Origin of the sequence: Sphingomonas daechungensis, from assembly GCF_014489495.1 — a bacterium.
GTDB lineage: Bacteria > Pseudomonadota > Alphaproteobacteria > Sphingomonadales > Sphingomonadaceae > Sphingomicrobium > Sphingomicrobium daechungense.
This window is the reverse complement of record NZ_CP060780.1, coordinates 918,413-940,940: the sequence shown is the minus strand read 5'-3', so window position 1 is coordinate 940,940 and position 22,528 is coordinate 918,413. Positions and strand designations below refer to the sequence as shown.

The window sequence follows — 22,528 nt, the reverse complement described above, 5'->3', positions numbered from 1 at the left end:
TCCCTGTTTTGACACGAGATGCCTGAGGTAGCCTCATCTTCTCGAAGTGAGCAATACGCTTACAGATGTTTTCTGTTCCACCGCCGAAATCTTAGTTTCCTGGCGGCGGTGGAGTCGTGGTCGTCTGATCGCCTCCGCCGACGTTCCCGCCCGTGGAGATTTGCTGCTGGACGACTTGCGTCAGCTGCGGACTGGTAGTGGTCGCAGTACAAGTGGCGTTGCCGCTCGCGACAGAGGCCGCGAGGGCATCGACCGAGACTCCGCACACCGTTGCCGCGACATCCACAGGCACCTGGGCGGTGACGGGAATCGAGTTGCGGTTGACCTGCAACGACACGGAAAGGTCGTTGAGGACGTTCTGCAGGTTCACGTTCACCAGCGTCGGAATGCTTCCCGACCCCCGGTGGAAGTGCCGCTGCCGCCGTCTCCGGCGCCCGTGCCTCCTGTCGTCCCGGTGCCGGCAGTCGTGCCAGCACTGCCGTCTGACGCGCTCTGGGGTGCGGTGTCATTCGTCTTGCAGGCGGCAAGGAGCGTCGCCGACGCGACCGCGCCGGCCAAAAGCCACGATTTCAACATGATAGTCCTCCCGGAAAGCTACTGTGGGGGTTGGGTTGTGGGTTGCTGCTGCGGCGGGGTCGTTGTCGTCCCGCTGCCGCTTGTGCCTTGCGCGCTTGTCGTCGTCTGCGCCCCGCCGCCGACCGAGCCATTGGCGGCAAGCTGTTGCTGAACCGCTTGTGCGAGCTCCGGGGAGCTCGTGGTCGCCGTGCAGCTCTGGCTGGAACCGCCGCCGCCGATCGACAGGATGTTGATCGACACGCCGCAGACGTTGGCTGCGACCGTGATCGGGATCTGGGCGTTGATCGGGATGTTGGATCGGTCGATCTTCAGGTCGAGCGCAAGATCATTGAGAACATTGCGCAAATCGACATTGACCAGCGACACGCCGGCGCCGACCGCGCTTTGCGCACCGTCCGCGACAGCGCTCCCGGCGCTCCGCACTCCATCGGTCACATCGTTGGTTTTACAGCCGGCAAGCAGGACAAGCGCCGCCAGCGGGATACACACAGTGTTACGCGTCATACATCGACCCCTCTGTTGATTCCGCAAACGCGCTGAACCCTGAGTTGGTTGCGCTGTATCGGGCCGGGACAAGTGCTACGGGGCCTGTACGGACGACTCTGGCAGGAGCGGCGACAATGACTGAGAAATTCGAGCGCTTTCTGGCGCTTCACGTCCCGGGCGATCCGGTTATCCTGTACAACATCTGGGACGTCGGAAGCGCGCACGCCGTCGAAGAGGCGGGAGCGAAGGCGCTGGCGACCGGCAGTCATCCCGTCGCCGACGCGAACGGATGGCCGGACGGGCAGAAGGTCCCGATCGACTTCGCGCTCGCCAATGCGGCGCGGATCGTCGACGCCACCACCCTTCCGCTGACGGTCGACTTCGAAAGCGGCTATTCCACGGATCCGGACACGGTCGGCCGCAACGTCTGGCGGCTGGCGCACATGGGTGCCGTGGGTTGCAACTTCGAAGACCAGGTCATTGGCGGGGAGGGTCTTCACCCGCTCGCCCAACAGGTTGAGAAGATCGCCGCGATCCGGCGGCAGGTCGGCGACAATTTCTTCATCAACGCGCGGACGGATCTGCTCCTCAAAACGCAGGAACATGACGACGCGTTGATCGATCAGGTCGTGGAGCGCGGCAAGGCGTTCGCCGATGCCGGAGCAAGCGGCTTCTTCGTGCCCCGGCTATCGAACTCCGCGCAGATCGAACGGGTCGTCCGCGAGGTTCCGTTGCCCCTCAACGTAATCGCCTTCCCCGGCGCGCCGCCGAAGCAGGAATGGGCGAGCGCGGGCGTGGCCCGGATCAGTCATGGGCCGTTCCCGCATCGAGCCCTGATGGCAAAACTCGAGGAAATGGCGCGCGAGGCGATCCTGTAGCCTCATCGTCTGCGGCCTGACAAATGTTCACACTAGGTTGAAAGCCGCCCGGTAAACATCGAGTCCCATCAGGCGTGCTAGCCGACCAGCCAACCGCCAAGGCGCGAAAGACGCAGATCGTGATTGTCGGCGGTGGCGCCGGCGGCCTTGAGCTCGCCCGCCTGCTGGGCGCCCGGTTCGGTCGCAAGAATCACGACATCGTTCTGATCGAGCGCAACCTCACGCACATCTGGAAACCGCTGCTTCACGAGGTCGCGGCGGGTTCGCTCGACGCCAATCTCGACGAAGTCGGGTACCGGAGTCACGGCCACCGCTGGGGTTACCGCTTCTTTCTTGGCTCGCTCCAGTCGCTCGACCGCAAGCGGCGGAAAGTCATCGTCGCGCCCCTGGTCGACGTGGACGGCACCGAGCTTATGGCCGCGCATGCCATCCGCTACGACTATCTCGTGCTCGCGGTCGGAGGGGTGACCAACGACTTCAATGTCCCGGGCGTGCGGGAGCATTGCCTGTTCCTCGACGATCGCGAACAGGCCGATGCCTTCCGCCACCGCCTGCTGAACCAGTGCCTGCGCGTTTCACGGACGATGAGCGCCGATGCGGAGGCCGATGAGCATGTCTGCGTGACGGTGGTCGGCGGCGGAGCGACCGGGATCGAGCTTGCCGCCGAGCTCTACAACAGCGCCTCGGCGCTTCGACATTACGGGCTCGAGGTGTTCGACGAAAAGCGGCTTCAGGTGACCTTGCTGGAATCGGGCCCGCGCATCCTTCCCGCCCTTCCGGAAAAGCTAGCCGCGGCCGCCCATGAGGAGCTCGAGGCGCTGGGTGTTTCCGTCCGACCGGCGACCCGCATCGTCGAGGCGCGGGCGCATGAGATGATCACGGACGAAGGCGAGGTCATTCCAGGCCACCTCCAGGTCTGGGCCGCCGGCGTCAAAGCGCCGGATTTCCTGGGTTCGCTCGACGGCCTGGAAACGAACGCGCGGTGCCAGATCGTCGTTCGTCCGACGCTTCAGACCACGGTCGACGACAGGATCTTCGCGATCGGCGATTGCTGCTTCTGCGAGCTTCCCGACGGGAAGCCGGTTCCGCCGCGCGCTCAGGCGGCGCACCAGATGGCATCAGCAACCTATCGCAACCTGATCCGCCTCATGCGTGGGCGGGAATTGATCCCTTTTCGCTATCACGATCACGGTTCCCTGGTGTCGCTGTCCCGCTTTTCGACCGTGGGCAGCTTGATGGGGAACCTGATCGGCGGCCGGATCGCCGTCGAAGGCCGGATCGCTCGCTTCGTCTACAAGTCGCTCTACCGGATGCACCTGTTGGCGATTCACGGCTTTCTGAGAGGCGCGATCCTGATCCTGATCGGCCGCGTGAACATCGTGGTGAGGCCCAAGCTCAAGCTCCACTGAGCCGGTTGGCATGGGTCGCCAGATAGTGTTGCGCTAGCGGCAGGTTTGGGTGGAAAGCGGACGCTACGACGGTTTGTGACTGATCACTCTCGACAGCTCTTCGAGGCCCTCAGGCGCGTCCTCCCAGAAGGCCGACAACCTAACAGGAAATCGGTCGGCCAGATCATTTGAGGACGGGTGCACCATCGGGTTCCTGTAATCGCGAGATCAAGCCCGATATCGTCATGCCTGCTCTGGCAGCTCCGCATAGTACGCCCTCGGCCTCTGAGCCAAGCCAACCCTCTTCGGCATCTGCCATATCGCGCATGAGCGCGAGTTCGAACCAGGCGTCTACATAATCCTCGATGATCTTGCGCTCACGAGCGGGCCAACTTCGCCAACCAGCTAGTCCAACTTTCCCCAAGACGATCTCGGGGTCGATCAAACCTGCCGGGTCATTGGCTGCGATGTCCATGATGCGCGGAAGTAAGTATTTAAAGTCGAGCTCGCTTCCCAGGGTGAAGAATACGCCTGAGACATACGACCAGAGTTCCTCGTAGTTAAATGTCGCAATGAGTTCGTTAGCAAGGCGTCAGCGCCTTCGCTGTCGAGGCAACATGGGCAACCCTCGATCACTTTCGGCGTGTCGGCCTCAAAATGCCGATATTCCGTCTCAACGAGGTGCTGGACGCGCCCTTCGGCTGACTGCTCTGAGGCCACCATTCGGTTAAGGTGCCCATTGCCAGCTGTTGCCGCAAGACTCTCCGACAGCTAGCGGCAGCAATGGGTCGAAAGCCCACTCTAAAGGCGACACATCAGAAGGACCGGCTGATTCCGAACTCGGTCCTCGTCCGTTTGTATTCGTAATATTCTACGGAACTGTGGTTTCTCTCGCGGACAATGCGGATCGTCGGCGAAAAGCCAGCAATGCTTATTTGCCGGAACACGGCACCCAATTGAAAACGAGCCAACTTATCCTCTCGGGCCTTAGGTAGAATTAGCAGCCGGGCATCTGCATTCAGCCTTGCGTAGTCCGCCCCAATGTCGACGGTTGCTCGGCCAAGGTCGCGCGATATCGTCGCTCCGATGGACCAGGACCGAGTGGCATACGCCGGCTCGTTTGCCTTGAATCGATCGAATGACCCACGCAACGACGCAATCACTCGCGCCGAGAATGCGCGTTCGTAGCGAACTACAGTACCGATGCCGTGGCCATCCTGAAGGTCGTTAAAGAAATTGTCGGAAGTTCGAATGGAAGCATCGACCCGCAGCTGGGAAGCTCGATCGACGATCAGTCGACCACTGCCGGAAGCGCGGAAAGTTCGTTGGTACGGCTTCATGCCAAACCATCGCTGATTGAAGGCGACCTCTATCGCAATCCTTGCCGGGCCGCGGCCGATCTCCGGGCCCACTGCTGCTTCGAACGAAATATCATTGAACTCTGACCGTCGATACAAATCGGCGTCAAGCGAGCCATGGGCGGCTATGCTAACTTCGCCCGACACATCGACCCGACTCTGAAGCAGGCCCCTTGCGGACAAGCCAACACCAGATTTGGCCCTGGAATCTTCATCGAATGCAAATTCTCCGAACACCGTTCCCAATGTGTCGGATCGGGTGGCGCGGTTGATGTTCGTATCCGGCGCCACAGCAAGTTCAATCTGTAATGCCAGCGGCTGAGAAGACTTGAGGGACGCACTCAGCCGGTCAACCAGTCTTGCAATATTCAACGGAAGGTCGAGCCTACTCAGCGAGCGCAACTCACGAAGGACGCCAGCTTCGTCGCCAATCCTATGCAGCAGTCCCACAAGCTCAATGCGCGGAGCGGTCGCCTTCGGATTTTCATCTGCAACCCGCCGCATCAAGACTGCCGCTTCAGTCGTCTTGCCTTCCGCCGCCAGGATCTTGGCAAGTCGAAACCGTGCTTCCGATCGAACTTCTGCGTCAGCGTCCTCCAAAAGAGTTCGGTAGATTTTCGTCGCGTTGGCGAGTTCGCCCACCCTCTCGAAGCGCTGGCCAAGTTCGAGCAGCGCCGGCGCCAACAGCTTGATCCGTTCGCTTGCGTTTGCAGGGGACAAGGCGGCAACGGCCAGCGCCGCTGCGAGCGAGAGATGGATCTTTCGTCCCATCGCTCACGGCCCGCTGTTCCTGCGCCCGATCAGGGCACCGACGGCAGGCTCAGTCAGATTGGTGTCGGGATTGCGAAAATCGATGTTCCAGCGAGCAATCAATTCCTCTGCGCCAGGCCCAGTGAATTGCCCTAAGAATGCTCCGGAGAGGCCGTTTGCGCTGTCACGCAGCGATCCCGCGAATGTTGCGCTTCCGGTTCCGTAGACTGTGTTTGCGAAACTGTACGTTCCAATATGCGATGTGCCGCCGCCAAGATCATGGATGCTAAGATCCATTTGCCCACCCAGCGTTCCTGCCCCGAAGTCGAAATTGAGCGTTGTGGCGCCATCGAAATAGTAAAGATTCGAGACGGAGACGCCGATTGCTGTCCCTGAATAGCTTGCCGACCCCGTCGTCGGTACGGACGCGGCGGGAGTTGCCTGACCAAAGGCGAAGACTGACGTCGGATAGCTCGCCAGGACGTTGACCATGGCAAGGTCAGAAAATTGGTAGCCGGAGCCAGGCTTCAAAAACGAGATCTGCTCCGGGTTCATGCCGGCCCCAGCAATCTGGCCGTTATAATAGCTACTGGACTGCCCGGTCTGCTGGAAAGCCGAAGCCGGAGCTCCCTGATAGCTGGGAAGCGCCACGAAGTAGCTCTGAGTCGAAGCGTCGTAGGAAACTGAAAAGCCGTTTGTGTCGACGTCGGAAACCAGCTTGTCACCCGCGCTGATTTCCCACCCAAGGGTGGAAAAGGAAGTCGATTGGGTGATGCCGGGAGTCAGGTAGGCACCTGCCGGTGGCTGCGGTGGCGGTGGCGGTGGCGGTGGTGGTGGTGGTGGGCCCGGTTGAGGTGTTGGCGTTGAGTTTACTCCTTCACCGCCACCGCCACAGGCAGTCATTGTGAAAGCTGCACTCAAAATGATGAGTGCGTTCGTGCCTTGACGAGCCATTTGCTTTCTCCCCGCAAAGAGACTGAAGGCGGCGTAGAAACCCTCCAATCAATGTGCGATGACGGACTGCCGATCATGGCCTGATCATTTACTGATGGGGCCGTCTGTGGGTGGGAGAATGCGGGTTTGGTGAAACCAGCGCAGCTTGCGGAGCGTCGCGACTTTACTGCTGGTCCGCTCCTTATCAGCCCTGCCCGCCGACACATTCAGGGGCCAGCTGGCGAAATTCAGGTCGAGCCCCTCACCATGCAGATTTTTCTCCTCTTGGTGGACGCAAGAGGTGAGGTCGTCACGAGAGACCAACTCTTCGATGCTGGCTGGGGCGGAGCTCTGGTTGGCGATGACAGCTTGAACCGGACCATTAACCGTGTCCGACGGATCGCGATGCAGACCGGGCCCGGGTCGTTTGAGATCGAGACAATCCCTCGGACAGGGTATCGCCTCACAGGGTTGGACCGCGCGTCACCCCACGAAGCGCTTGGGACCAACGCGTCGGCGGCGCCCTCGGAGCAGGTTTCGCGAAGGTACGTTCTCGGCTTTTCCGCGGCGGCAATTGCCGGTTTGACCGGCATTGGCCTGTGGTCGGTTCGGCGGGTCCAAAACGACCGGCAGTTCGCGGCCCTCCTCGAAACCGGCGAACGCGCATTGCTGTTCGATAAGCGCGAGGAGGGCCTTCAGGCGCTGCAGGAAGCTCTCTCAATCTATCCTGGCGACGCGAAAGCGCTCGGCCTGATGGCCTATACTCAGCTCGGCGATTCCGGCGGGAGCCAGACTGGCAATCCGAGTGCCGCGGACCAATTTTCGCGCGCAGCGCTGAAAGCGGACCCCGAAGATCCTTATGCACGCCTCGCCGAGACTATCCTTCAGCGGTCAATGCTGGACGTCGCGTCGACCGAAGACAGGCTCAATCAGATCCTGACCAAGGACCCCAAGAACATAAGCGCCATGCGAAGCCTCTGGGGACTCTATCAATCGGTCGGATTAAGTCGTGCGGCGTCGGGACTGGTCGAAAGGGCTATGGCACTCCAACCTTTGGCCCCCGTCACGAACTATCCGCGAGCCCAGATGCTGTGGATCTTGGGACGGGTCGGCGAGGCTGACCGGGTCATCGATCGGGCGATCGAGATGTGGCCGTGGCACCGCTTCGTTCGCTTTGCCCGATTCATGATTTATGCGTTCACGGACAGGGCCGAGGCGGCTCGATCAATGCTCGATTCCAAGTCGACGCTGCCGCAGTCGTTCAGTCCCGATGCAGTGTCGCTGTGGCGGTTGTCGCTCCCGGCTCTTGGCGACAGGTCGGCTGCAAACATCGCGCAAGCGCGCGACGCTAACCTGCGCGCCGCCCTGAAGTCGCCAACTCTGTCCTACCAGGCGGTCATGACACTTTCCGCTCTTGGGGAAGTCGATGCCGCTTTCGACGTCGCTAACGCGCTGTTGGCATTTCGGAAGCCGGGAACCGCCGTCGGACCTTCGCCTGCCCCGACGGAATGCGGAGTACGGCGTGGCGGTTCACGCCGTGGCTCTTCACACCTCCTTCTGAAGCGCTGAGACGCGATCCCCGGTTTCGTGCGCTTTGCGATGGTGTTGGGTTGACGGACTATTGGTCGAAGCGCGGTGTGCAGCCGGATTATGGGTTGGGCAGCGTCTAGAATTTTGCCTCAAGCCCGATGCCGATTTCCCGGGATCTCCTGCGGTCGCCCAGGACGGGTTAAGAAAGTAGGTAAGGTAAAAGGTATTCAGCAGGTTGCGGGCATAGCCGAAGATCTTGAATTGCCCTGCCGCGTAGGAGGCCTGAGCATCGACCTTGGTCCAGCCATGAACGCGCCGGTCAGCACGGTTCAAGTCGTCGCTAAAGTAGCCGCTATTATGCCGCACCTGCGCCGACACGCTAAGACGGGGAACGACCTGCCACATGACCTCGGCACCGAGACTGAAGTGCGGCGAACGCTGGAACTCCTTTTCGTCGAACGCAGCGTATGCTGGGGGGACTCCGGTTATCCGGGTCGACAGGGCACCGATTGCCAGCCTCGCTGAGAAGCTTGGATCGGGGCGCCAGTCCATTGACAGCTCCGCTCCTTCGCTTCGGGCCCTGTCAACATTGAAGAGGTCCGCAAAAGTGACGAGCGCCGACGTTGGTGTAATGATGACGATGGACCGTGCCCGCTGAGGGTTCGTCATGTCGTAGCGGAACAGGTTGGCCGACGCCGTGAGCTTGCCGCCAGCAAGTGATGCTCGCGCAAAGATCTCGGTATCCCACAGGAATTCAGCCTGGAAATTGTCCGGCTGGCCCGTATCAAACCTCAACGTCGTCCCACCGGGATTATAAGCTCGCTGAAGGAGAACTCCGACGCGGACGTTCTTCTGGACGTCGTAGGAAAGGGATAGTTTGGGCAACCAAGCGTCGAACGCCTTTTTATAGTTCAGCGGGATTGGGGACGTGCTCCCAGCAAGTGCTCCGGTCCTGACCTGTCGATCCGACTGATACCGCAGCCCGGCCGTGAGATGCAGGCGGCTCGTCCAAAGCCAGGTGGCTTCGCCGAAGATGCCTGTCGCGCGCTGCGTGTCATCGAACCGCCCGATTCCGGACAGTTGCGAGAGGTCGATCATCTGGTGAAGGGTGGCCTGGCGGTGGGACAGCCCCATTGTGGTTTGCAGAGTCTCGGAGGGGTCCCAAGTGAATAAGGTCTCACCCGACCAGTCGCGCCCGGCGATCCGGGTGGTGCCCAGGCCGGGCGGTGCAAACCGGCGGATCTCCGTCCGACCGCCTGTGAAAAGGGTCTTCAGGGTCAAAGATGGCGACAGGGCAGCGGTTGAGGATGCCGTTCCCGAATCCACTCCGATTTTGAACGTCCCATAGGACGCACCCGGGTCCTCCCGGAGCTTGAACGGCGGTCGGACCGCCTCAAACTGAGGCATTTGCGATTTTGAATGGCTGAGGGAAAGCTGGAAGCGAACAGAATCGCTCAAATTCGCGAGCAACTTGCCTCGGACGAGGCCATAGACATCGTGGTTGGGATCGGCTCCCTCAACTCGATCGGCGATCTTGCTCGCAGGATGGCTGTAGCGCAGGTCGGCGGCGACGCGGATTGCAACATCTCGATCGATCGGGCCTGTAGCGCTGAACGAGGCCTGCCGCGTGCCGAGGTTGCCAACGATCACGCGCGCGCGAGTCTGCGGGTCGAACGACGGATCGCTAGTTTGGACGAAGATTGCGCCGGCGATCGAGTTTTGCCCCTGGGTGGTGGTCTGCGGGCTCCGGAAAACCTCGACTTGATCCACGTCCCAAAGTGGCGCTGAGCCGAATACGAACTCGTTGAAGCTGACAGGCCTCCCGTCGACGATCAGCGTCGTGCGCGGCCGGGTGCCGCCGAGGAAAGCCGGCAAGTCGCGGGTCGGGCCGGTCGTATCCTGGCCGCGGATCGTCGGGCCTTCCCCGCCCGAGGAAAGCTGAACATTGGGGATCAATTCGAGGATCTGCTCAATGCGATCTACGCCAACAGAACCTTCAATCCGCTGTTGATCGAAGACCTCCACGCTCGCCGGTGTGTCGAACTCGGAGCGTCGGACGCGCTCCCCGGTCACCATGATCACGCTGCCTGCGGTGAGTTCGGATTCCGAGGTGACATTGTCGGAGGGTCGCAGGGCTGACGCTGCCGCGAGACCGGCAAGAGCGGTTCCAAGCATTTGATTCTAGCTTACTACTTTGAGTGCCATTTCCAACCAGCCGTCCAGGATTGCTTGTTCAATATGTATCGCAAATCGTCTGCGACCTGGCCCGTTCGAACAAGTGTGTTGGATGAAAGACCGAGAGGCCCGCATGGACCGGTACGGGCAAGCGTGCCCCCGATCCATTTTTCAGTTGGGGCGCGCCATGAGGGCCCCGCCCTTTCGCGAATTCTTGCGCCGGATCTGGAATCCGACGACACCAAATCCGACCAGCATCATCGCCCAGGTCGCAGGTTCTGGGACGGCGTTGACGGAGCCGCCAAAGTTGAGATTGAAATGCGAGCCGACGCCCGCTTCGAGCTGCGACGTGGCGATTCCGCCAAAAGACCCATTGGCATTGGCATACAGGCCCGTGCCTCCAAGGATGGTGTAGGTTAAGTTGAGGTTGGTCAGAAAAGGTGTTCCGCTCGGTGTCGCCAGGCCTGCGACCGAGCCAAAGATCTCATCGGTCCCAAAGTCGAGCTGGAAGGTGCCGTTGATCGGACCCGATGCCCCAGAGAAACACCAGTTGTGACCATATGTGAAACTCCCCAATGTCGAGTTTCCAGTCGACGTTGATGGATCGAGAATCCCTCTGGAAGGAGCAGGCGCGCAGGTGGCGTCCGGTCCTGCAATTCCGAGCCCAGAGATTGTTCCTGAGAAATCGAGTATGTCGGCCTGTGCCGCCGTTGCGCAAACAAGCGCCGCCAGTCCTGCCGCAATCCTAGCGAATGTCTTGCTAGCCATCCGTCCTCTCCTTCATCACCCCGAAGCGGGTGCGCGAGGACAGTGACCAGCCGCCTATCGGAGAGCGATGATCATTTCCTGATCATTTCATGATGATCCAAAAGGTTCTCTGTTTCTCCGTTGGCGTCTCGAGCCAAAAGCGTCCGCTCCAAATCGGCTCCATGGCATGCGCTCGGCCTCTAGACTTCGAGAACCGAGGCTAGCGGCCGGTTTGGGTCGAAGGCGGACACTACGTCCGGGCGAGCTTCCTGCTTTTCAATCGCGTCGGTCCGGACTTGAGCACGCTCCGCCTGAAGATGCGCGAGGCGATTCGGAGGAAGAGGGCGACCCACAGGAGTTGCCAGACGATCGCGACGAGGTGCGGCAGCAGTCCCGGGAGCTCGCCGGCGCGTGCGATCATCACGTAGGGCGAGGATAGCGGGAAGATCGCCGCGGCAATCGCCTTGGTTGCGTTGGGCGCGCCGACCGCGACCGAGGCGAAGGCGAAAATGACGACCTGGGCCATGGTTACCGGCATCGACAGGGTCTGCACTTCCCGTGCGCTGGAGGCGTGGGCGCCAATGCCGAGGAAGATGGCACCCAGGAGCAGGTAGCTCATCGCGAAATAGACGATGCCAAGCAGGATGAAGGTCGGCCAACCGACCGCGGGTGGCGGAAGAGCGCTCAGGCCGTTCGGTGCGAATACGGCAATGGCTGCGGCACCCACGGCGGCCCAGACGGCGATTCCGACGAGCGAGGCGCACAGCATCGCCAGCAGCTTGCCGAGGAAAATGGAATCGATCGGCACTGCCGCGGCGAGCACCTCGATCACCTTGTTCGATTTCTCCTCGATCAGCTGCGACAAAAGCATGCCGGCGAGGAGGAGGGTAAGTAGGAACAGCAACGACTGGCCGCCTCGCGCGGTCAGCGCGTGGGCTCCGGTGTTTGGCGCATTCGGCGATGGGCTGGTCAGCATCACGGGCAAGTGGACGGCTTCCGAAGGAGTGCCGGACCGGCGCGCCTCGGCAATGATCAGCCGCAACTGCTTGGCCGTCCCGCTCTGTGCGCTGACCGACCCGAGCAGCCTCGGACTGGCCAACCCGCCTTCAAGGACTGCGACGTAGCCCGGCTTGGCGCTCTCCAGCGTGCGCGCGGCCTGCTGAGGCTGGCCGTTGGGATCAACCCGCTGGAGTCCGATCATCCCGATCGCTCCGAATGTATCCTGGAGCCGATTGCGGGCGGCATCCAGCTGCTGGAAGTCCTGGGCAGTGGCGATCACGCCGACCGTCGGACGCTCGGTCGCGCTCATTGGGGCGGTGGCTGCGCCGAAGACGGCGATCATCAGGACCGGGAAGAACGGCCCCAGCAGAAACAGCAGGAAGGTGCGGGAAAGCACGGTGGCCGAGAAATCGCGGCGGGCGATCACGAAGGCGGCGCGAATGAGCTCTTTCACTGCACGTTCTCCGGCTCGACCGCCATGGCCCGGGCCGCCGCATCCCCGGCAATCGCGACGAAGGCTTCGTGAAGACCGGGGCGTTCGATCGCAAGCGTCTCGATGCCCGCGCCGCCGTCGATCAAGGCCTTGAGCAGCGGCTCCGGGCCGCTTTGAGGAAGCTCGAAAATCCAGTCACCGCCTTCTTCGCGTGCCGAGGGCGGGAGCGCCGAGCGCCACGGACCATCGCGCTCGCGGGTGCGGAGGCGGACGATGGGACGAAGGCATTCACGCGCCTCGTCTACGCGGCCGTTGAAGGCGACCTTACCACCGGCGATGATCGCGATCTGCTCGCAAAGCCGTTCGGCGTGGGCGATGACGTGCGTGGAAAAGATGATGGTGACGCCGTCCGCCGCGCGGCTGCGGATCAATCGCTCCAGCTTGCCCTGGTTGATCGGATCGAGACCGGAGAAGGGTTCGTCGAGCACGATCATCCGCGGCTCGTGGACGAGCGTGCCAAGCAGCTGGACCGTCTGGGCCATGCCCTTGGACAAGGTCCGGATCGGCTTCTTCGCCCACTCGCCGAGGCCATTCTCCTCGAGCAATTGGTCGGCGCGTTTGCGGGCTGTCGAGAGGGGGAGGCCGCGAAGCGCGCCCATGAAGGCAATCCCCTCCGCGCGTTCATCGACGGGTAGAGGCCGCGCTCCTCGGGCAAGTAGCCGATCTGGTGAGCGGCTTCGATCGGACGCGTGTGACCCAGCACGCAGCGTTCTCCCGACGACGGCTCGATGATGCCGAGCAACATTCGCAGCGTCGTCGTCTTGCCGGCGCCGTTTGGCCCGAGCAGGCCAAAGATGGAACCGACCGGAACTTCGAGGCTGACGCCGTCGACCGCGCGCTTCTCCGCGAAGTCCTTGACAAGGTCGCGCGCTTCGACGGCCAGCCCTTCCGTCCAACCCTGCGGCGAAGCCTGTCGAAGCACTGGAATTCCTTAGAGAAACGATGGAGCGCGGTGTTAAGGGCAGCGCCGTGGATAAGAGCCAAACCCTTAAGGAGGCAATACGGGCCGAGGCCGAGCGCCTGGGCTTTGCCGCCTGCGGGTTCACGCGCGCGGATGCCGCCGATTCCGCAGGGCTCGATATCCGCAAGTGGATCGAGGCGGGGAATCACGGGACGATGGGCTGGATGGAGACGCGGGCCGATCACCGCGTGTCTCCGAAAGCGATGTGGCCCGACGCGAGATCGGCGATCGCGCTGGGGATGAGCTATGCACCTACGTCCGATCCGATGGCGCTAGGAAATGAGACGGAGCGCGGGCGCATCTCGGTCTATGCGCAGGGCGGCGACTATCACAAGACGGTCAAGAAGGCGCTGAAGGCGCTGGCCCGTTTCATCGTCGATGCAGCGCCAAGCGAGCTCAAGGTCTTCGTCGACACGGCGCCCGTGATGGAGAAGCCACTGGCCCAGGCGGCCGGGATCGGCTGGCAGGGCAAGCACACCAATCTCGTTTCCCGCGAGCATGGGAGTTGGCTGTTCCTCGGCGTGATCCTGACTGAGCTGGAACTGGCTCCCGACTCGCCGGCCACCGACGGCATCCACTGCGGGACGTGCACGCGATGCCTCGACTCCTGTCCGACAGGGGCGATCGGGCCGGAACATCGCATCGATGCACGCAAATGCATTTCCTACCTGACGATCGAACATGACGGGCAGATTCCGGAGGAGTTTCGTGAGGCAATGGGGAACCGCATCTACGGCTGCGACGACTGTTTGGCGGTGTGTCCGTGGAACAGCTTTGCCGACGCGGCTGCAGCCAATCGGGCGTTCCTGCCCGAGCGGAGCTTACGGCGCCGAGCCTGGCCGACCTGCTGAAGCTCGATGACGCGGCTTTCCGCGAGATGTTCGCGGGGTCGCCGATCAAGCGGATTGGCCGCGATCGCCTGATCCGCAATTGCCTCATTGCAGCGGGCAACAGCGGCTCAGGGGCGCTGGCGTCCAGCGTAGAAGTGCATGTTTCGGACCCCGACCCGGTGATTGCCGAGGCCGCGGCCTGGGCGCTCGATCAGCTTCGGATGAGGGACGCGATACAGGCCTGTTGAGACGTGTCATTGCCGTTCGACAGGCGCGTGTCGACGTGAGTCACGCGCTCGGGCAGGCCGCCCGACGGTGAAGGGTAGAGATAGGCGTCGAGGATGCATGAGCGGCTCTTGAACTGCAGCTTGAGGCCGGGTCCCTCGCGGACCTGTAGCTTCGGCTGACCCATCTTCTGGATCAGCTCCGCCGCCGTCATGTTCACCAGCGAACCCGGAACGGACGGGCCGGTGGGGTAGGCCTTGAAGCCGGCTCCGGCTCCGGTCCCGGCTGGGTGGCGCAGGCGGAAAGCAACACGGCACCAGTGAGAGGAAGGATCTTGCGCATCGCCTAGTCATGGCGGCGGCAGGGAGGCGAGGCAAGCTTGCCGCCCGGGCCCGGCGCAGCTAGGCGCGCGCTTTCCCCCGCAAAAGCAACAGGTGCTCCTACATGACCGACTGCCGTCTCGACGTCTTGTGCATCGGAAATGCCATCGTCGACGTGATCGCCAACGCCTCCGACGACTTCCTCGACATGGAGGGGTTGGTGAAGGGATCGATGCGGCTGATCGACGCCGATGAGGCTGAGCGGCTCTACTCCCACATGGGCCCGGCGCACCAGGTTAGCGGCGGATCGGCTGGCAACACGGCCGCCGGGATCGCGGCGTTCGGCGGGACCGCGGGTTTCATCGGCCAGGTGGCGAAGGACCAGCTCGGCGAGTTCTACCGGCACGACCTGACTTCCGCGGGCGTGGAGTTCATCACACCGGCATCGGATGTCGGAGTTCCGACTGCGCGCTCGATGATCCTGGTCACGCCCGACGGGCACCGGACCATGAATACGTTTCTCGGTGCCGCGCAGCTGCTTCCGGCAAGCGCGCTAGACGAGGACCAGATCCGGGCGGCTCGGATTCTCTACCTCGAAGGTTATCTTTGGGACCCGGAGACTCCGCGCTACGCGATGGTCCGGGCGATCGAGGTTGCGCGGGACGCTGGCCGCAAAGTTGCCTTCACCTTGTCGGACACGTTCTGCGTCGATCGCCATCGCGACGGGTTCAACGAGCTGCTCGATAGCGGCCGCATCGACATCCTGTTCGCCAACCAGGCGGAGATTGAGGCGCTGGCCGGCGTGGCGCATCTCGAATCTGCAGTCGCGGCAGTGAAGGACAAGGTCGAAATCCTCGTCGTGACCCGCAGCGAAGATGGCGCATTGGCCACTCGCGGCGATGAGCGCGCCGACGTTCCTGCGGAGCCGATCGAGAAGCTGGTCGACACGACCGGCGCGGGCGACCTGTTCGCGGCCGGCTTCCTGTTCGGCGTCGCGCGCGACCGCAGCCTCGAGGAATCACTGCGTCTCGGCGCGATCGCGGCAGCCGAGGTCATCCAGCACTACGGTGCGCGCCCGGAAGCCGACCTCAAGGTGCTCGCGGGCGACCTCGTCGCATAAGAAAAAGGGCGGCCCCGAAGGACCGCCCTGAACTTCATACTCTGACTCCGGTTACGGCCGGACGGTGGGTTCGCCGCTTTCGTCCAGAGGGCGTCCTCCGGGAACAGCGGAAAGTCGCCCTCGCCCTTGCCGTATCCACCCTTGCCGAGCTCCGAGTTCCTCATCCCGTAGAGGAAGTAGAGCACGACCATCGCCAGCGTGTACCAGAAGAAGATCACCAGCACGTACCAGGGCACGGTCGTGATCAGCCACAGGCAGGACAGGATGCCAGCCGCCGGAACGATCGGATAGAGCGGTACGCGATAGCCTCGGGGAATGTCCGGGTGGGTCCGGCGAAGCCAGATCACCGACAGGCAGACCACGGCGAAGGCCGCGAGCGTGCCGACCGAGGTCATGTCGCCAAGGCTGTTGATGTCGAAGAAGCCCGCCGCGAACGCGACGATGACACCGACCAGCAAGGTGTTGATCCACGGCGTGCGGAACTTCTGGTGAACCGTTGCGAAGACCCGCGGAAGCAGGCCGTCGCGCGCCATCGTGTAGAAGATTCGGGTCTGGCCATACATCAGCACGAGGATGACCGAGGTCAGGCCGATGATCGCGCCGATCTTGATGGTCTTAGCGAACCACGCCCATTCCGGTCCGAATGCATCGACCGCGACGGCGACCGGATCCGGCACGTTTAGCGACGTGTAGGGCACGATCAGGGTCATCACGATCGAAACGAGGATGTAGATGACCGTGCAGGCGAGCAACGAGCCGATGATCCCGAACGGCATGTCCTTGCCGGGTTCTTGGCCTCCTGACCCGCAGTCGAGACAGCCTCGAACCCGATATAGGCGAAGAAGACGATCGATGCGGCGCGAAGGATGCCGCTCCACCCGAACTCGCCGTCCTTGCCCGTAGGTGCCGGGATAAAGGGGTCCCAGTTCTGGGTGTAGCTGCCGAGATCCTTGAGAATGATGAACCCGCCGACGAGGATGAAGGCGACAAGCACGGTCACCTTGATCGCGACGATGGCGTTGTTGAACTTCGCCGATTCCGACACGCCGATGCACAGCAGAAGCGCGAGCGCGGCGCAGACGAGGAACGCAGGAAGATTGAAGGTGAACACGACGGGCGCCCCGTTGACGAGCACCTCCGCGCCATCCTTCATCAGATGATGTCCGGTTGGCCCGGTGAGCTCGACAGGAATGTTGATCCCGATGTCACCCAACAGGCTGACCATGTATCCGGACCATCCCACCGCGACCACGGACGCCGCGAGGCCGTATTCGAGGAGCAGCAGCGCACCCATCACCCACGCGGCGAATTCGCCGATCGTGGTGTAGCTATAAGTATAGGCGGAGCCCGACACGGGCAGCGTTGAGGCCAACTCGGCGTAACACAGGCCGGCGAAGGCGCAGACGATGCCTGCGATTGCGTAGGAAATGAGGACGGCCGGACCGGCATGAAGCGCCGCGGCGTTGCCTGTGCGAACGAAGATACCAGCGCCGATGATGCAGCCGATCCCGAGGAAAACGAGGTTCCAGGGTCCGAGCGTCCGCTTGAGCTCACTGGTCCGGGTCTCTTCCTGAACCTGGGCCACGCTTTTGCGCATCATCATGCGCCCGAGCACGCCTTTTGGTGCGGCAGTCGCCATTATTACTCCCCTATGATGGCGTAAGTCTTGGGGCCGACCCTAGCGGCTCCGCCCTAAGGGCAATCCCCTAGCGAGCGAGCATCGGGCCGAGGGTTGTGCCGCCGAAGATGTGCATGTGCAGGTGAGGCACTTCCTGCCCGCCTCGAAGGCCGGTGTTGGCCATCACCCGGTAGCCGATCTCGACCAGGCCGGCCTCGCGGGCGACCTTGCCGACGGCGCGCGTGAACCCGGCGATCTCCGCGTCCGAGGCCTTTTCCGAAAAGTCGTCCCAGGACACGTACCGCCCTTTCGGAATCACCAGAATATGCACTGGCGCCAAGGGGTTGATGTCATGGAAGGCGAGCGCGTGCTCGTCCTCGTAAACCGTCTTCGAAGGCAGCTCGCCGCGGAGGATGCGCGCGAAGACATTGTTGTCGTCGTAGGGCTGTGTCGGGTCGATTGGCATTACGGACTCCGCTTGACCGGGGGCGAGGCCTCGCTACCAGTTTTGAATATGACCGACGAGACTCCCGAAAGCCTGATCCCGTACGACGAGATCGTGCAGGAAGCCTTGCGCGACGTCGTCGGTCGCGTTCTCGGCGAGGTCGAGCGGTCCGGCGGCCTTCCGGGCGAGCATCACTTCTACATCACCTTCAAGACCAAGCTTCCCGGCGTCAGCATCCCGAAGCACCTGACGGAGCGCTTCCCGGACGAAATGACCATTGTCCTCCAGCACCGATTCTGGGACCTCAAGGTCGAACAGGACGCGTTCAGCGTCGGCCTGTCGTTCGGTGGCGTGCCCTCGACTCTTCACGTCCCGTTCGCGGCGGTCACCGACTTCGTCGACCCGGCGGTCGACTTCAGCCTGAAGTTCCAGGCGAGTGGCGCGGACGATGCTCATGAGCAGCATGAGGAAGCGGAGAACGACGCGCCCAAGGCCGAACCCGGCGAAGACGGTTCGAACGTCGTCAGCGTGGACTTTACGCGCAAGAAGTAGCGCGCGCTGCGTCATCCTGTTGAAGGCAGGATCGATGACCGCCCGCCTTGCCAATGATGCGCCGTCGCGTTCATGGATGCTGAAACAAGTTCAGCATGACGTTTCAGGAATTCAGATGAACACGACTCGCACCGAGACTGACAGCTTTGGACCGATCGAGGTCCCGCGGATTCCTACTGGGGGCGCAGACCGAGCGCTCGATCGAGAACTTCCCGTTTGGCCCCGCGAGCAGATGCCGCTGGAAATCGTCCATGCGCTCGGCTTCATCAAGCAGGCCGCTTCCCGTGTGAACGCCCGTATCGGCGGACTCGACCCGCAGATTGCGGAAGCGGTCCAGCAGGCGGCGGCGGAAGTCGCCCGTGGCGACCTCGACAGCCAGTTTCCGCTGGTCATCTGGCAGACCGGGTCCGGCACCCAGTCGAACATGAATGCCAACGAAGTCATCGCCGGACGCGCGAACGAGAAGCTGACCGGCAACCGCGGCGGCAAGGAGCCGGTTCACCCCAACGACCACGTCAACAAGAGCCAGTCGTCGAACGACAGCTTCCCGACCGCGCTTCACGTCTCGGCCGCCCGCGCGGTCAACAGGCGCCTGCTTCCGGCCCTCCGGATGATGCACGACCGGCTGGCGGAGCAGTCGAAGCGCTGGGCGGGGATCGTCAAGATCGGGCGTACGCACCTCCAGGATGCGACGCCGTTGACCCTCGGGCAGGAATTCTCGGGCTACGCGCAGCAGATCGCCGACAATATCGAGCGCGTCCAGGGCGTGATGCCACGGATCTATCGCCTGGCGCAGGGCGGGACGGCGGTCGGCACCGGGCTCAACACGCCCAGTGGCTTTGCCGAAGCTTTCGCCAAGGAGATTGCGAACCTCACGCAGCTGCCGTTCACCAGCGCTCCTAACAAGTTCGCGGAGCTCGCGGCTCATGACACGATGGTCGAGCTGTCCGGCGTCCTCAATACAATCGCGGTCTCGCTGACCAAGATCGCAAACGATATCCGTCTTCTGGGCTCAGGGCCGCGATCGGGGCTCGGCGAGCTGAAGCTTCCGGAGAATGAACCGGGAAGCTCGATCATGCCGGGCAAGGTCAACCCGACCCAGGCCGAGATGCTGACGATGGTCGCGGCGCAGGTCATGGGCAATCATGTCGCGGTGACGGTCGGAGGCCTCCAGGGTCATCTCGAGCTCAACGTGTTCAAGCCGCTGATTGGTGCCAACGTCATTCGCTCGATCAACCTGCTCAGCACGGGCATGGAAAGCTTCACGCTGCGGACGCTCGATGGGTTGGAGCCTGACGAAAAGCGGATCGGCGAGCACATGAACCGATCGCTCATGCTAGTGACAGCGCTTGCTCCCGAGATCGGCTACGATAACGCAGCGGCAATTGCCAAGCATGCCCACAAGAACGGCCAGACGCTAAAGGAGGCCGGGCTTGAACTGGGGCTGGTGGACGAGGAAACCTTCGACCGCGTGGTCAAGCCGGAAAGGATGATCGGCTAATGTCGATGGGCAGGTTCGCCATTGCCGCAATGGCCGTCGCGTTGAGTGCTTGCGATACCATGGTGCCGGGCCTGAAGCCTGCCGGGGCTCGTTCGGCGGGCCGCAAATCGGCGTCGTTCTTGAAAGCGGGGCCGGAACCGTCGACTTCGGTTGCGCCACGGGGACGATCGATGAGCCGATCTTTCCGGGCAAAGACGGGCTGTTCAGCGTCAAGGGCACCTACCGGACCGGCCAGAGTGGACCCATCAAGGTCGGCCAGATCTTCAAGTCACAAGAGGCTGTCTATTCCGGGACCATCGTCAAGGACGCCATGACCTTGTCGGTCAAGCTGGAAGACGAGACCGAACTTGGGCCCTTCACCTTGACCCTGGGCGCGCCGGCGCAGGTGGTGCGCTGCCGCTGATCAGAGCTTGAAAGTTAATCGAACGCCCAGGTTGTCGATCCCGGGTTCTGCTTGCTGAACAGTGTCGCATGACTCATGTGCACCCAGCTCGCTTCGATCGAGGTCCGGTCGGTGATCTGGGCGCCGATCCCCAGCTCCGGCTCGAACAGGACGCGGCTGCCAAACTCCAGCTTGCCGTTGCCATCGATCTGGTAGCCCTTGGTCGAACCGGTGTGCACGGCAATGCCGAGCCCGGGCCGGACGAAGAACTGCTTCCCGAACTTCGCCGAGAGGCCAACCGCGGCATAGTTGGTGTTGCCCGATGTGTTGACGGCGGCGAACGCATAGGGCTGCAGCGGGGTCTTGCCGATACGATCCCCGCGCCAGCCGAGCTGGACGTCCATACCGTCCTCGACTCCGGCGATTGTCAGGAACGTGTCCACGTCATGGACATAGAGGCCGCCGAACACTTCTCCGGCCTGTGCGGGGGTTGCGACGAAGAGGGCGGGAAGAATGGCGAGCGCGGCAAATTTGAGCGTTTTCACTAGGTTTCCTCGGATTTTGCCGGATGAATGCGCGAAGCGTCGAATGGTGCCGACGCCTACCCGCCCGATTGCCAAGCCTTTACCGCATCATTGGGGGCCAGCAACATCCATACGTTCAGGGTCAGGTTGTCGCGGATCATGATCAGCGGAATCAATTCCAGGACGAGGACGATGGCGACTGACGCCCACAGCGGCAGCCTACGTGCAAGGAAGAATCCCAGCGTCATCATTGCAATATCGCTGATCGAATTGAGCACGCTGTCGCCGGTGTAGCCGAGCGCGGCGGTCTCCTCGCGATAGCGGTTGATAATGAAGGGCGTGTTCTCGACGATCTCCCACGAGACCTCGATCGCCAGCGCGGCGAGAAACCGCCATTCGACCGGCCATTTGCGGAAGAGAAGAGTCAGGACCGCATAGAACAGGAAGCCGTGGACGATGTGGCTCGGGCTGTACCAGTCCGAGAGCATCTGGCTCGTCCTCGAGCTGTTGGGCTCCGAAATCCACACGTCGATCGTCCCGCAGGTGCAGATCGGTGGCCGGCCCATCATGTAAAGCAGGGCGCCGGCCGCAACGACGATTAACAGGGCAGCAGCAGTCGCGCGTTGCGTTCGGGTCATTGAGCCAAGGCTTAGCAGAGCGAAGCGGCTTGCAAAGCCGTTGCTGCCGGTCAATCAACCGTGACATGCTTCGCGCTTATGGTCCGAACTGCGACGGCGGCATCATCGATGCCGGCAAAGGCCAGCGCATTCCCGACGATGCCACCTGGATCGACCTTGAGGAGCCGACGAGGGACGAGGACAAGCTGGTCGAGGAGTGTGTTCGCGTTCAGATCCCGACCCGCGAGGACATGAGCGAGATCGAGCCGTCGAGCCGCCTCTACGAGCAGAACGGTGCGCTCTACATGACCTTGAGCACAATCTACGGTGTCGAGGAGGGCCACCCGAAAAGCGACCCGGTGAGCTTTGTCCTGACCGACAACAGGCTCGTGACCGTCCGCTATGTGACGCCAAAGCCGGTGCGCGCCTTCCAGCAGCACGCCCACAAGGACCATCTTCTGGTCAAAGACTCGCTGACTGCGGCCTACAATCTGCTCGACGTGATCATCGACCGGCTGGCGGACGAGCTGGAGGAAGTCGGACGTGAGATAGACAAGATCTCGGCCCACATCTTCGCGAAGTCGACCAACGCTCGTCGGATCCCGGCCGACCGGCTGACCTCACTATTGAGCCGCATCGGCCGCGCTCAGTCACTGCTGGTGCAGATTCGGATCAGCGCGGTCAGCACGGCCCGAATGCTGAGCTTTTTCCTGGCGTCGGACCGTCTCCGCTCGCCCAAGGCAGCAGGACTTCGCGATCACATCCAGGCGCTGCTCGGCGATACCAAGTCGCTGACCGACCACAGCGCATTCCTTGGCGATAACCTCACCTTTTTGCTCGACGCATCGCTCGGTCTGATCAGCATCGAGCAGAATGCGGCGATGAAGCTTTTTTCATGGGCAGCACTAGTGTTCCTCCCGCCGACCCTGATCGCCGGCATCTACGGAATGAACTTCGACCATATGCCCGAGCTCAGGTGGCTTTTCGGTTATCCGATGGCGCTGACCCTAATGCTTGCCAGCGCAGTCCTTCCGCTGTGGTTCCTGAAGCGGCGCGGATGGATATAGCCCGGTTTGCGGGGTTCGGGGCGGATTGCTAAGGGCCAGCACGCCGCCCATCT

At 62.3% G+C, this 22,528-nt stretch carries 19 protein-coding genes and 4 pseudogenes; 9 read left to right on the top strand and 14 right to left on the bottom strand.

Annotation, left to right across the window (positions count from 1 at the left end):
• Positions 1–91 precede the first annotated feature (91 nt).
• Both H9L15_RS04945 and H9L15_RS04940 read right to left on the bottom strand, forming a co-directional pair.
• Positions 92–376: a hypothetical protein gene (locus H9L15_RS04945; RefSeq protein WP_187715382.1), complete on the bottom strand. Its 285-nt coding sequence runs from the start codon at positions 374–376 to the stop codon at positions 92–94.
• 218 nt (positions 377–594) lie between these two features.
• Positions 595–1,080 (bottom strand): hypothetical protein, encoded by a 486-nt coding sequence (locus tag H9L15_RS04940; RefSeq protein ID WP_187715381.1) that lies wholly within the window; start codon positions 1,078–1,080, stop codon positions 595–597.
• A 116-nt stretch (positions 1,081–1,196) separates the two neighbouring features.
• On the opposite strand from H9L15_RS04940, the gene H9L15_RS04935 reads away from it, so the two are divergent.
• Positions 1,197–1,940 carry an isocitrate lyase/PEP mutase family protein gene (locus H9L15_RS04935; protein ID WP_187715380.1) on the top strand — a complete coding sequence of 248 codons (744 nt, stop codon included), beginning with the start codon at positions 1,197–1,199 and terminating at the stop codon, positions 1,938–1,940.
• A 74-nt stretch (positions 1,941–2,014) separates the two neighbouring features.
• Entirely contained in the window at positions 2,015–3,349 is a 1,335-nt protein-coding gene (locus H9L15_RS04930) for an NAD(P)/FAD-dependent oxidoreductase (protein WP_187715379.1), read from the top strand.
• A gap of 163 nt (positions 3,350–3,512) precedes the next feature.
• Here H9L15_RS04930 and H9L15_RS04925 read toward each other — a convergent pair whose 3' ends face one another.
• The 3 genes from H9L15_RS04925 to H9L15_RS04915 all read right to left on the bottom strand — a co-directional run bounded on the left by H9L15_RS04925 (position 3,513) and on the right by H9L15_RS04915 (position 6,390).
• On the bottom strand, positions 3,513–3,803 hold the full coding sequence (locus H9L15_RS04925; RefSeq protein WP_187715378.1) for a hypothetical protein: 291 nt from the start codon (positions 3,801–3,803) through the stop codon (positions 3,513–3,515).
• A 340-nt stretch (positions 3,804–4,143) separates the two neighbouring features.
• A complete protein-coding gene (locus H9L15_RS04920) occupies positions 4,144–5,457 on the bottom strand; it encodes a surface lipoprotein assembly modifier (RefSeq protein ID WP_187715377.1) in 1,314 nt (437 codons plus the stop codon).
• A gap of 3 nt (positions 5,458–5,460) precedes the next feature.
• Positions 5,461–6,390, bottom strand: coding sequence for a HupA family protein (locus H9L15_RS04915; protein ID WP_187715376.1), 930 nt, complete (start codon positions 6,388–6,390; stop codon positions 5,461–5,463).
• 246 nt (positions 6,391–6,636) lie between these two features.
• Here H9L15_RS04915 and H9L15_RS04910 point away from each other — a divergent pair, with 246 nt between their 5' ends.
• Positions 6,637–7,938, top strand: a complete 1,302-nt coding sequence (locus H9L15_RS04910) for a winged helix-turn-helix domain-containing protein (protein ID WP_187715375.1) — start codon at positions 6,637–6,639, stop codon at positions 7,936–7,938.
• Here the strand turns inward: H9L15_RS04910 and H9L15_RS04905 are convergent.
• From H9L15_RS04905 to H9L15_RS04890, 4 genes and pseudogenes are all read right to left on the bottom strand, one after another.
• Entirely contained in the window at positions 7,915–10,074 is a 2,160-nt protein-coding gene (locus H9L15_RS04905) for a TonB-dependent receptor (RefSeq protein WP_187715374.1), read from the bottom strand. The genes H9L15_RS04910 and H9L15_RS04905 overlap by 24 nt on opposite strands.
• Positions 10,075–10,245: 171 nt before the next feature.
• Positions 10,246–10,371, bottom strand: a pseudogene (locus H9L15_RS20725) (PEPxxWA-CTERM sorting domain-containing protein); the annotation flags it as partial.
• 700 nt (positions 10,372–11,071) lie between these two features.
• On the bottom strand, positions 11,072–12,274 hold the full coding sequence (locus H9L15_RS04895; protein ID WP_187715372.1) for an ABC transporter permease: 1,203 nt from the start codon (positions 12,272–12,274) through the stop codon (positions 11,072–11,074).
• Positions 12,271–13,241: pseudogene (locus H9L15_RS04890) on the bottom strand (ABC transporter ATP-binding protein). Before H9L15_RS04890 ends, H9L15_RS04895 begins: the two are co-directional and overlap by 4 nt.
• Positions 13,242–13,255: 14 nt before the next feature.
• On the opposite strand from H9L15_RS04890, the pseudogene queG reads away from it, so the two are divergent.
• Positions 13,256–14,352 (top strand): annotated as a pseudogene (queG, locus tag H9L15_RS04885) (tRNA epoxyqueuosine(34) reductase QueG).
• Here queG and H9L15_RS04880 read toward each other — a convergent pair.
• Positions 14,316–14,549 (bottom strand): hypothetical protein, encoded by a 234-nt coding sequence (locus H9L15_RS04880; protein ID WP_187715371.1) that lies wholly within the window; start codon positions 14,547–14,549, stop codon positions 14,316–14,318. The pseudogene queG and the gene H9L15_RS04880 overlap by 37 nt on opposite strands.
• A 224-nt stretch (positions 14,550–14,773) precedes the next feature.
• On the opposite strand from H9L15_RS04880, the gene H9L15_RS04875 reads away from it, so the two are divergent.
• Positions 14,774–15,769, top strand: coding sequence for an adenosine kinase (locus H9L15_RS04875; RefSeq protein WP_187715370.1), 996 nt, complete (start codon positions 14,774–14,776; stop codon positions 15,767–15,769).
• On the opposite strand, the pseudogene H9L15_RS04870 reads toward H9L15_RS04875, so the two are convergent.
• A pseudogene (locus H9L15_RS04870) lies at positions 15,712–17,366 on the bottom strand (amino acid permease). The gene H9L15_RS04875 and the pseudogene H9L15_RS04870 overlap by 58 nt on opposite strands.
• 109 nt (positions 17,367–17,475) lie before the next feature.
• Positions 17,476–17,853 (bottom strand): histidine triad nucleotide-binding protein, encoded by a 378-nt coding sequence (locus H9L15_RS04865; RefSeq protein WP_187715369.1) that lies wholly within the window; start codon positions 17,851–17,853, stop codon positions 17,476–17,478.
• A 48-nt stretch (positions 17,854–17,901) separates the two neighbouring features.
• Between H9L15_RS04865 and H9L15_RS04860 the strand changes: the two genes are divergently transcribed.
• The 3 genes from H9L15_RS04860 to H9L15_RS04850 all read left to right on the top strand — a co-directional run bounded on the left by H9L15_RS04860 (position 17,902) and on the right by H9L15_RS04850 (position 20,288).
• On the top strand, positions 17,902–18,384 hold the full coding sequence (locus H9L15_RS04860) for an SspB family protein (RefSeq protein ID WP_187715368.1): 483 nt from the start codon (positions 17,902–17,904) through the stop codon (positions 18,382–18,384).
• 115 nt (positions 18,385–18,499) lie between these two features.
• Entirely contained in the window at positions 18,500–19,885 is a 1,386-nt protein-coding gene (gene fumC, locus H9L15_RS04855) for a class II fumarate hydratase (RefSeq protein WP_223276519.1), read from the top strand.
• A 49-nt stretch (positions 19,886–19,934) separates the two neighbouring features.
• A complete protein-coding gene (locus H9L15_RS04850) occupies positions 19,935–20,288 on the top strand; it encodes a hypothetical protein (protein WP_187715367.1) in 354 nt (117 codons plus the stop codon).
• Positions 20,289–20,302: 14 nt separating this feature from the next.
• Here the strand turns inward: H9L15_RS04850 and H9L15_RS04845 are convergent, their stop codons facing one another.
• Both H9L15_RS04845 and H9L15_RS04840 read right to left on the bottom strand, forming a co-directional pair.
• The gene (locus tag H9L15_RS04845) at positions 20,303–20,812 is read right to left on the bottom strand and encodes an acyloxyacyl hydrolase (protein ID WP_187715366.1); all 510 of its coding nucleotides are present in this window, start codon (positions 20,810–20,812) and stop codon (positions 20,303–20,305) included.
• Positions 20,813–20,868: 56 nt separating this feature from the next.
• On the bottom strand, positions 20,869–21,429 hold the full coding sequence (locus H9L15_RS04840) for a DUF2585 family protein (protein WP_187715365.1): 561 nt from the start codon (positions 21,427–21,429) through the stop codon (positions 20,869–20,871).
• A gap of 65 nt (positions 21,430–21,494) precedes the next feature.
• On the opposite strand from H9L15_RS04840, the gene H9L15_RS04835 reads away from it, so the two are divergent.
• Positions 21,495–22,475 carry a magnesium transporter CorA family protein gene (locus H9L15_RS04835; RefSeq protein WP_187715364.1) on the top strand — a complete coding sequence of 327 codons (981 nt, stop codon included), beginning with the start codon at positions 21,495–21,497 and terminating at the stop codon, positions 22,473–22,475.
• Positions 22,476–22,528: the final 53 nt, after the last annotated feature.

Bases quoted from the DNA above. Each gene is read 5' to 3' on its own strand.
- H9L15_RS04860 (WP_187715368.1), top strand. From the start codon at position 17,902: ATGACCGACGAGACTCCCGAAAGCCTGATCCCGTACGACGAGATCGTG.
- H9L15_RS04920 (WP_187715377.1), bottom strand. From the start codon at position 5,457: ATGGGACGAAAGATCCATCTCTCGCTCGCAGCGGCGCTGGCCGTTGCC.
- H9L15_RS04875 (WP_187715370.1), top strand. From the start codon at position 14,774: ATGACCGACTGCCGTCTCGACGTCTTGTGCATCGGAAATGCCATCGTC.
- H9L15_RS04915 (WP_187715376.1), bottom strand. From the start codon at position 6,390: ATGGCTCGTCAAGGCACGAACGCACTCATCATTTTGAGTGCAGCTTTC.
- H9L15_RS04840 (WP_187715365.1), bottom strand. From the start codon at position 21,429: ATGACCCGAACGCAACGCGCGACTGCTGCTGCCCTGTTAATCGTCGTT.
- H9L15_RS04940 (WP_187715381.1), bottom strand. From the start codon at position 1,080: ATGACGCGTAACACTGTGTGTATCCCGCTGGCGGCGCTTGTCCTGCTT.
- H9L15_RS04865 (WP_187715369.1), bottom strand. From the start codon at position 17,853: ATGCCAATCGACCCGACACAGCCCTACGACGACAACAATGTCTTCGCG.
- H9L15_RS04905 (WP_187715374.1), bottom strand. From the start codon at position 10,074: ATGCTTGGAACCGCTCTTGCCGGTCTCGCGGCAGCGTCAGCCCTGCGA.
- H9L15_RS04925 (WP_187715378.1), bottom strand. From the start codon at position 3,803: ATGGACATCGCAGCCAATGACCCGGCAGGTTTGATCGACCCCGAGATC.
- H9L15_RS04910 (WP_187715375.1), top strand. From the start codon at position 6,637: ATGCAGATTTTTCTCCTCTTGGTGGACGCAAGAGGTGAGGTCGTCACG.
- H9L15_RS04835 (WP_187715364.1), top strand. From the start codon at position 21,495: ATGCTTCGCGCTTATGGTCCGAACTGCGACGGCGGCATCATCGATGCC.
- H9L15_RS04935 (WP_187715380.1), top strand. From the start codon at position 1,197: ATGACTGAGAAATTCGAGCGCTTTCTGGCGCTTCACGTCCCGGGCGAT.
- fumC (WP_223276519.1), top strand. From the start codon at position 18,500: ATGAACACGACTCGCACCGAGACTGACAGCTTTGGACCGATCGAGGTC.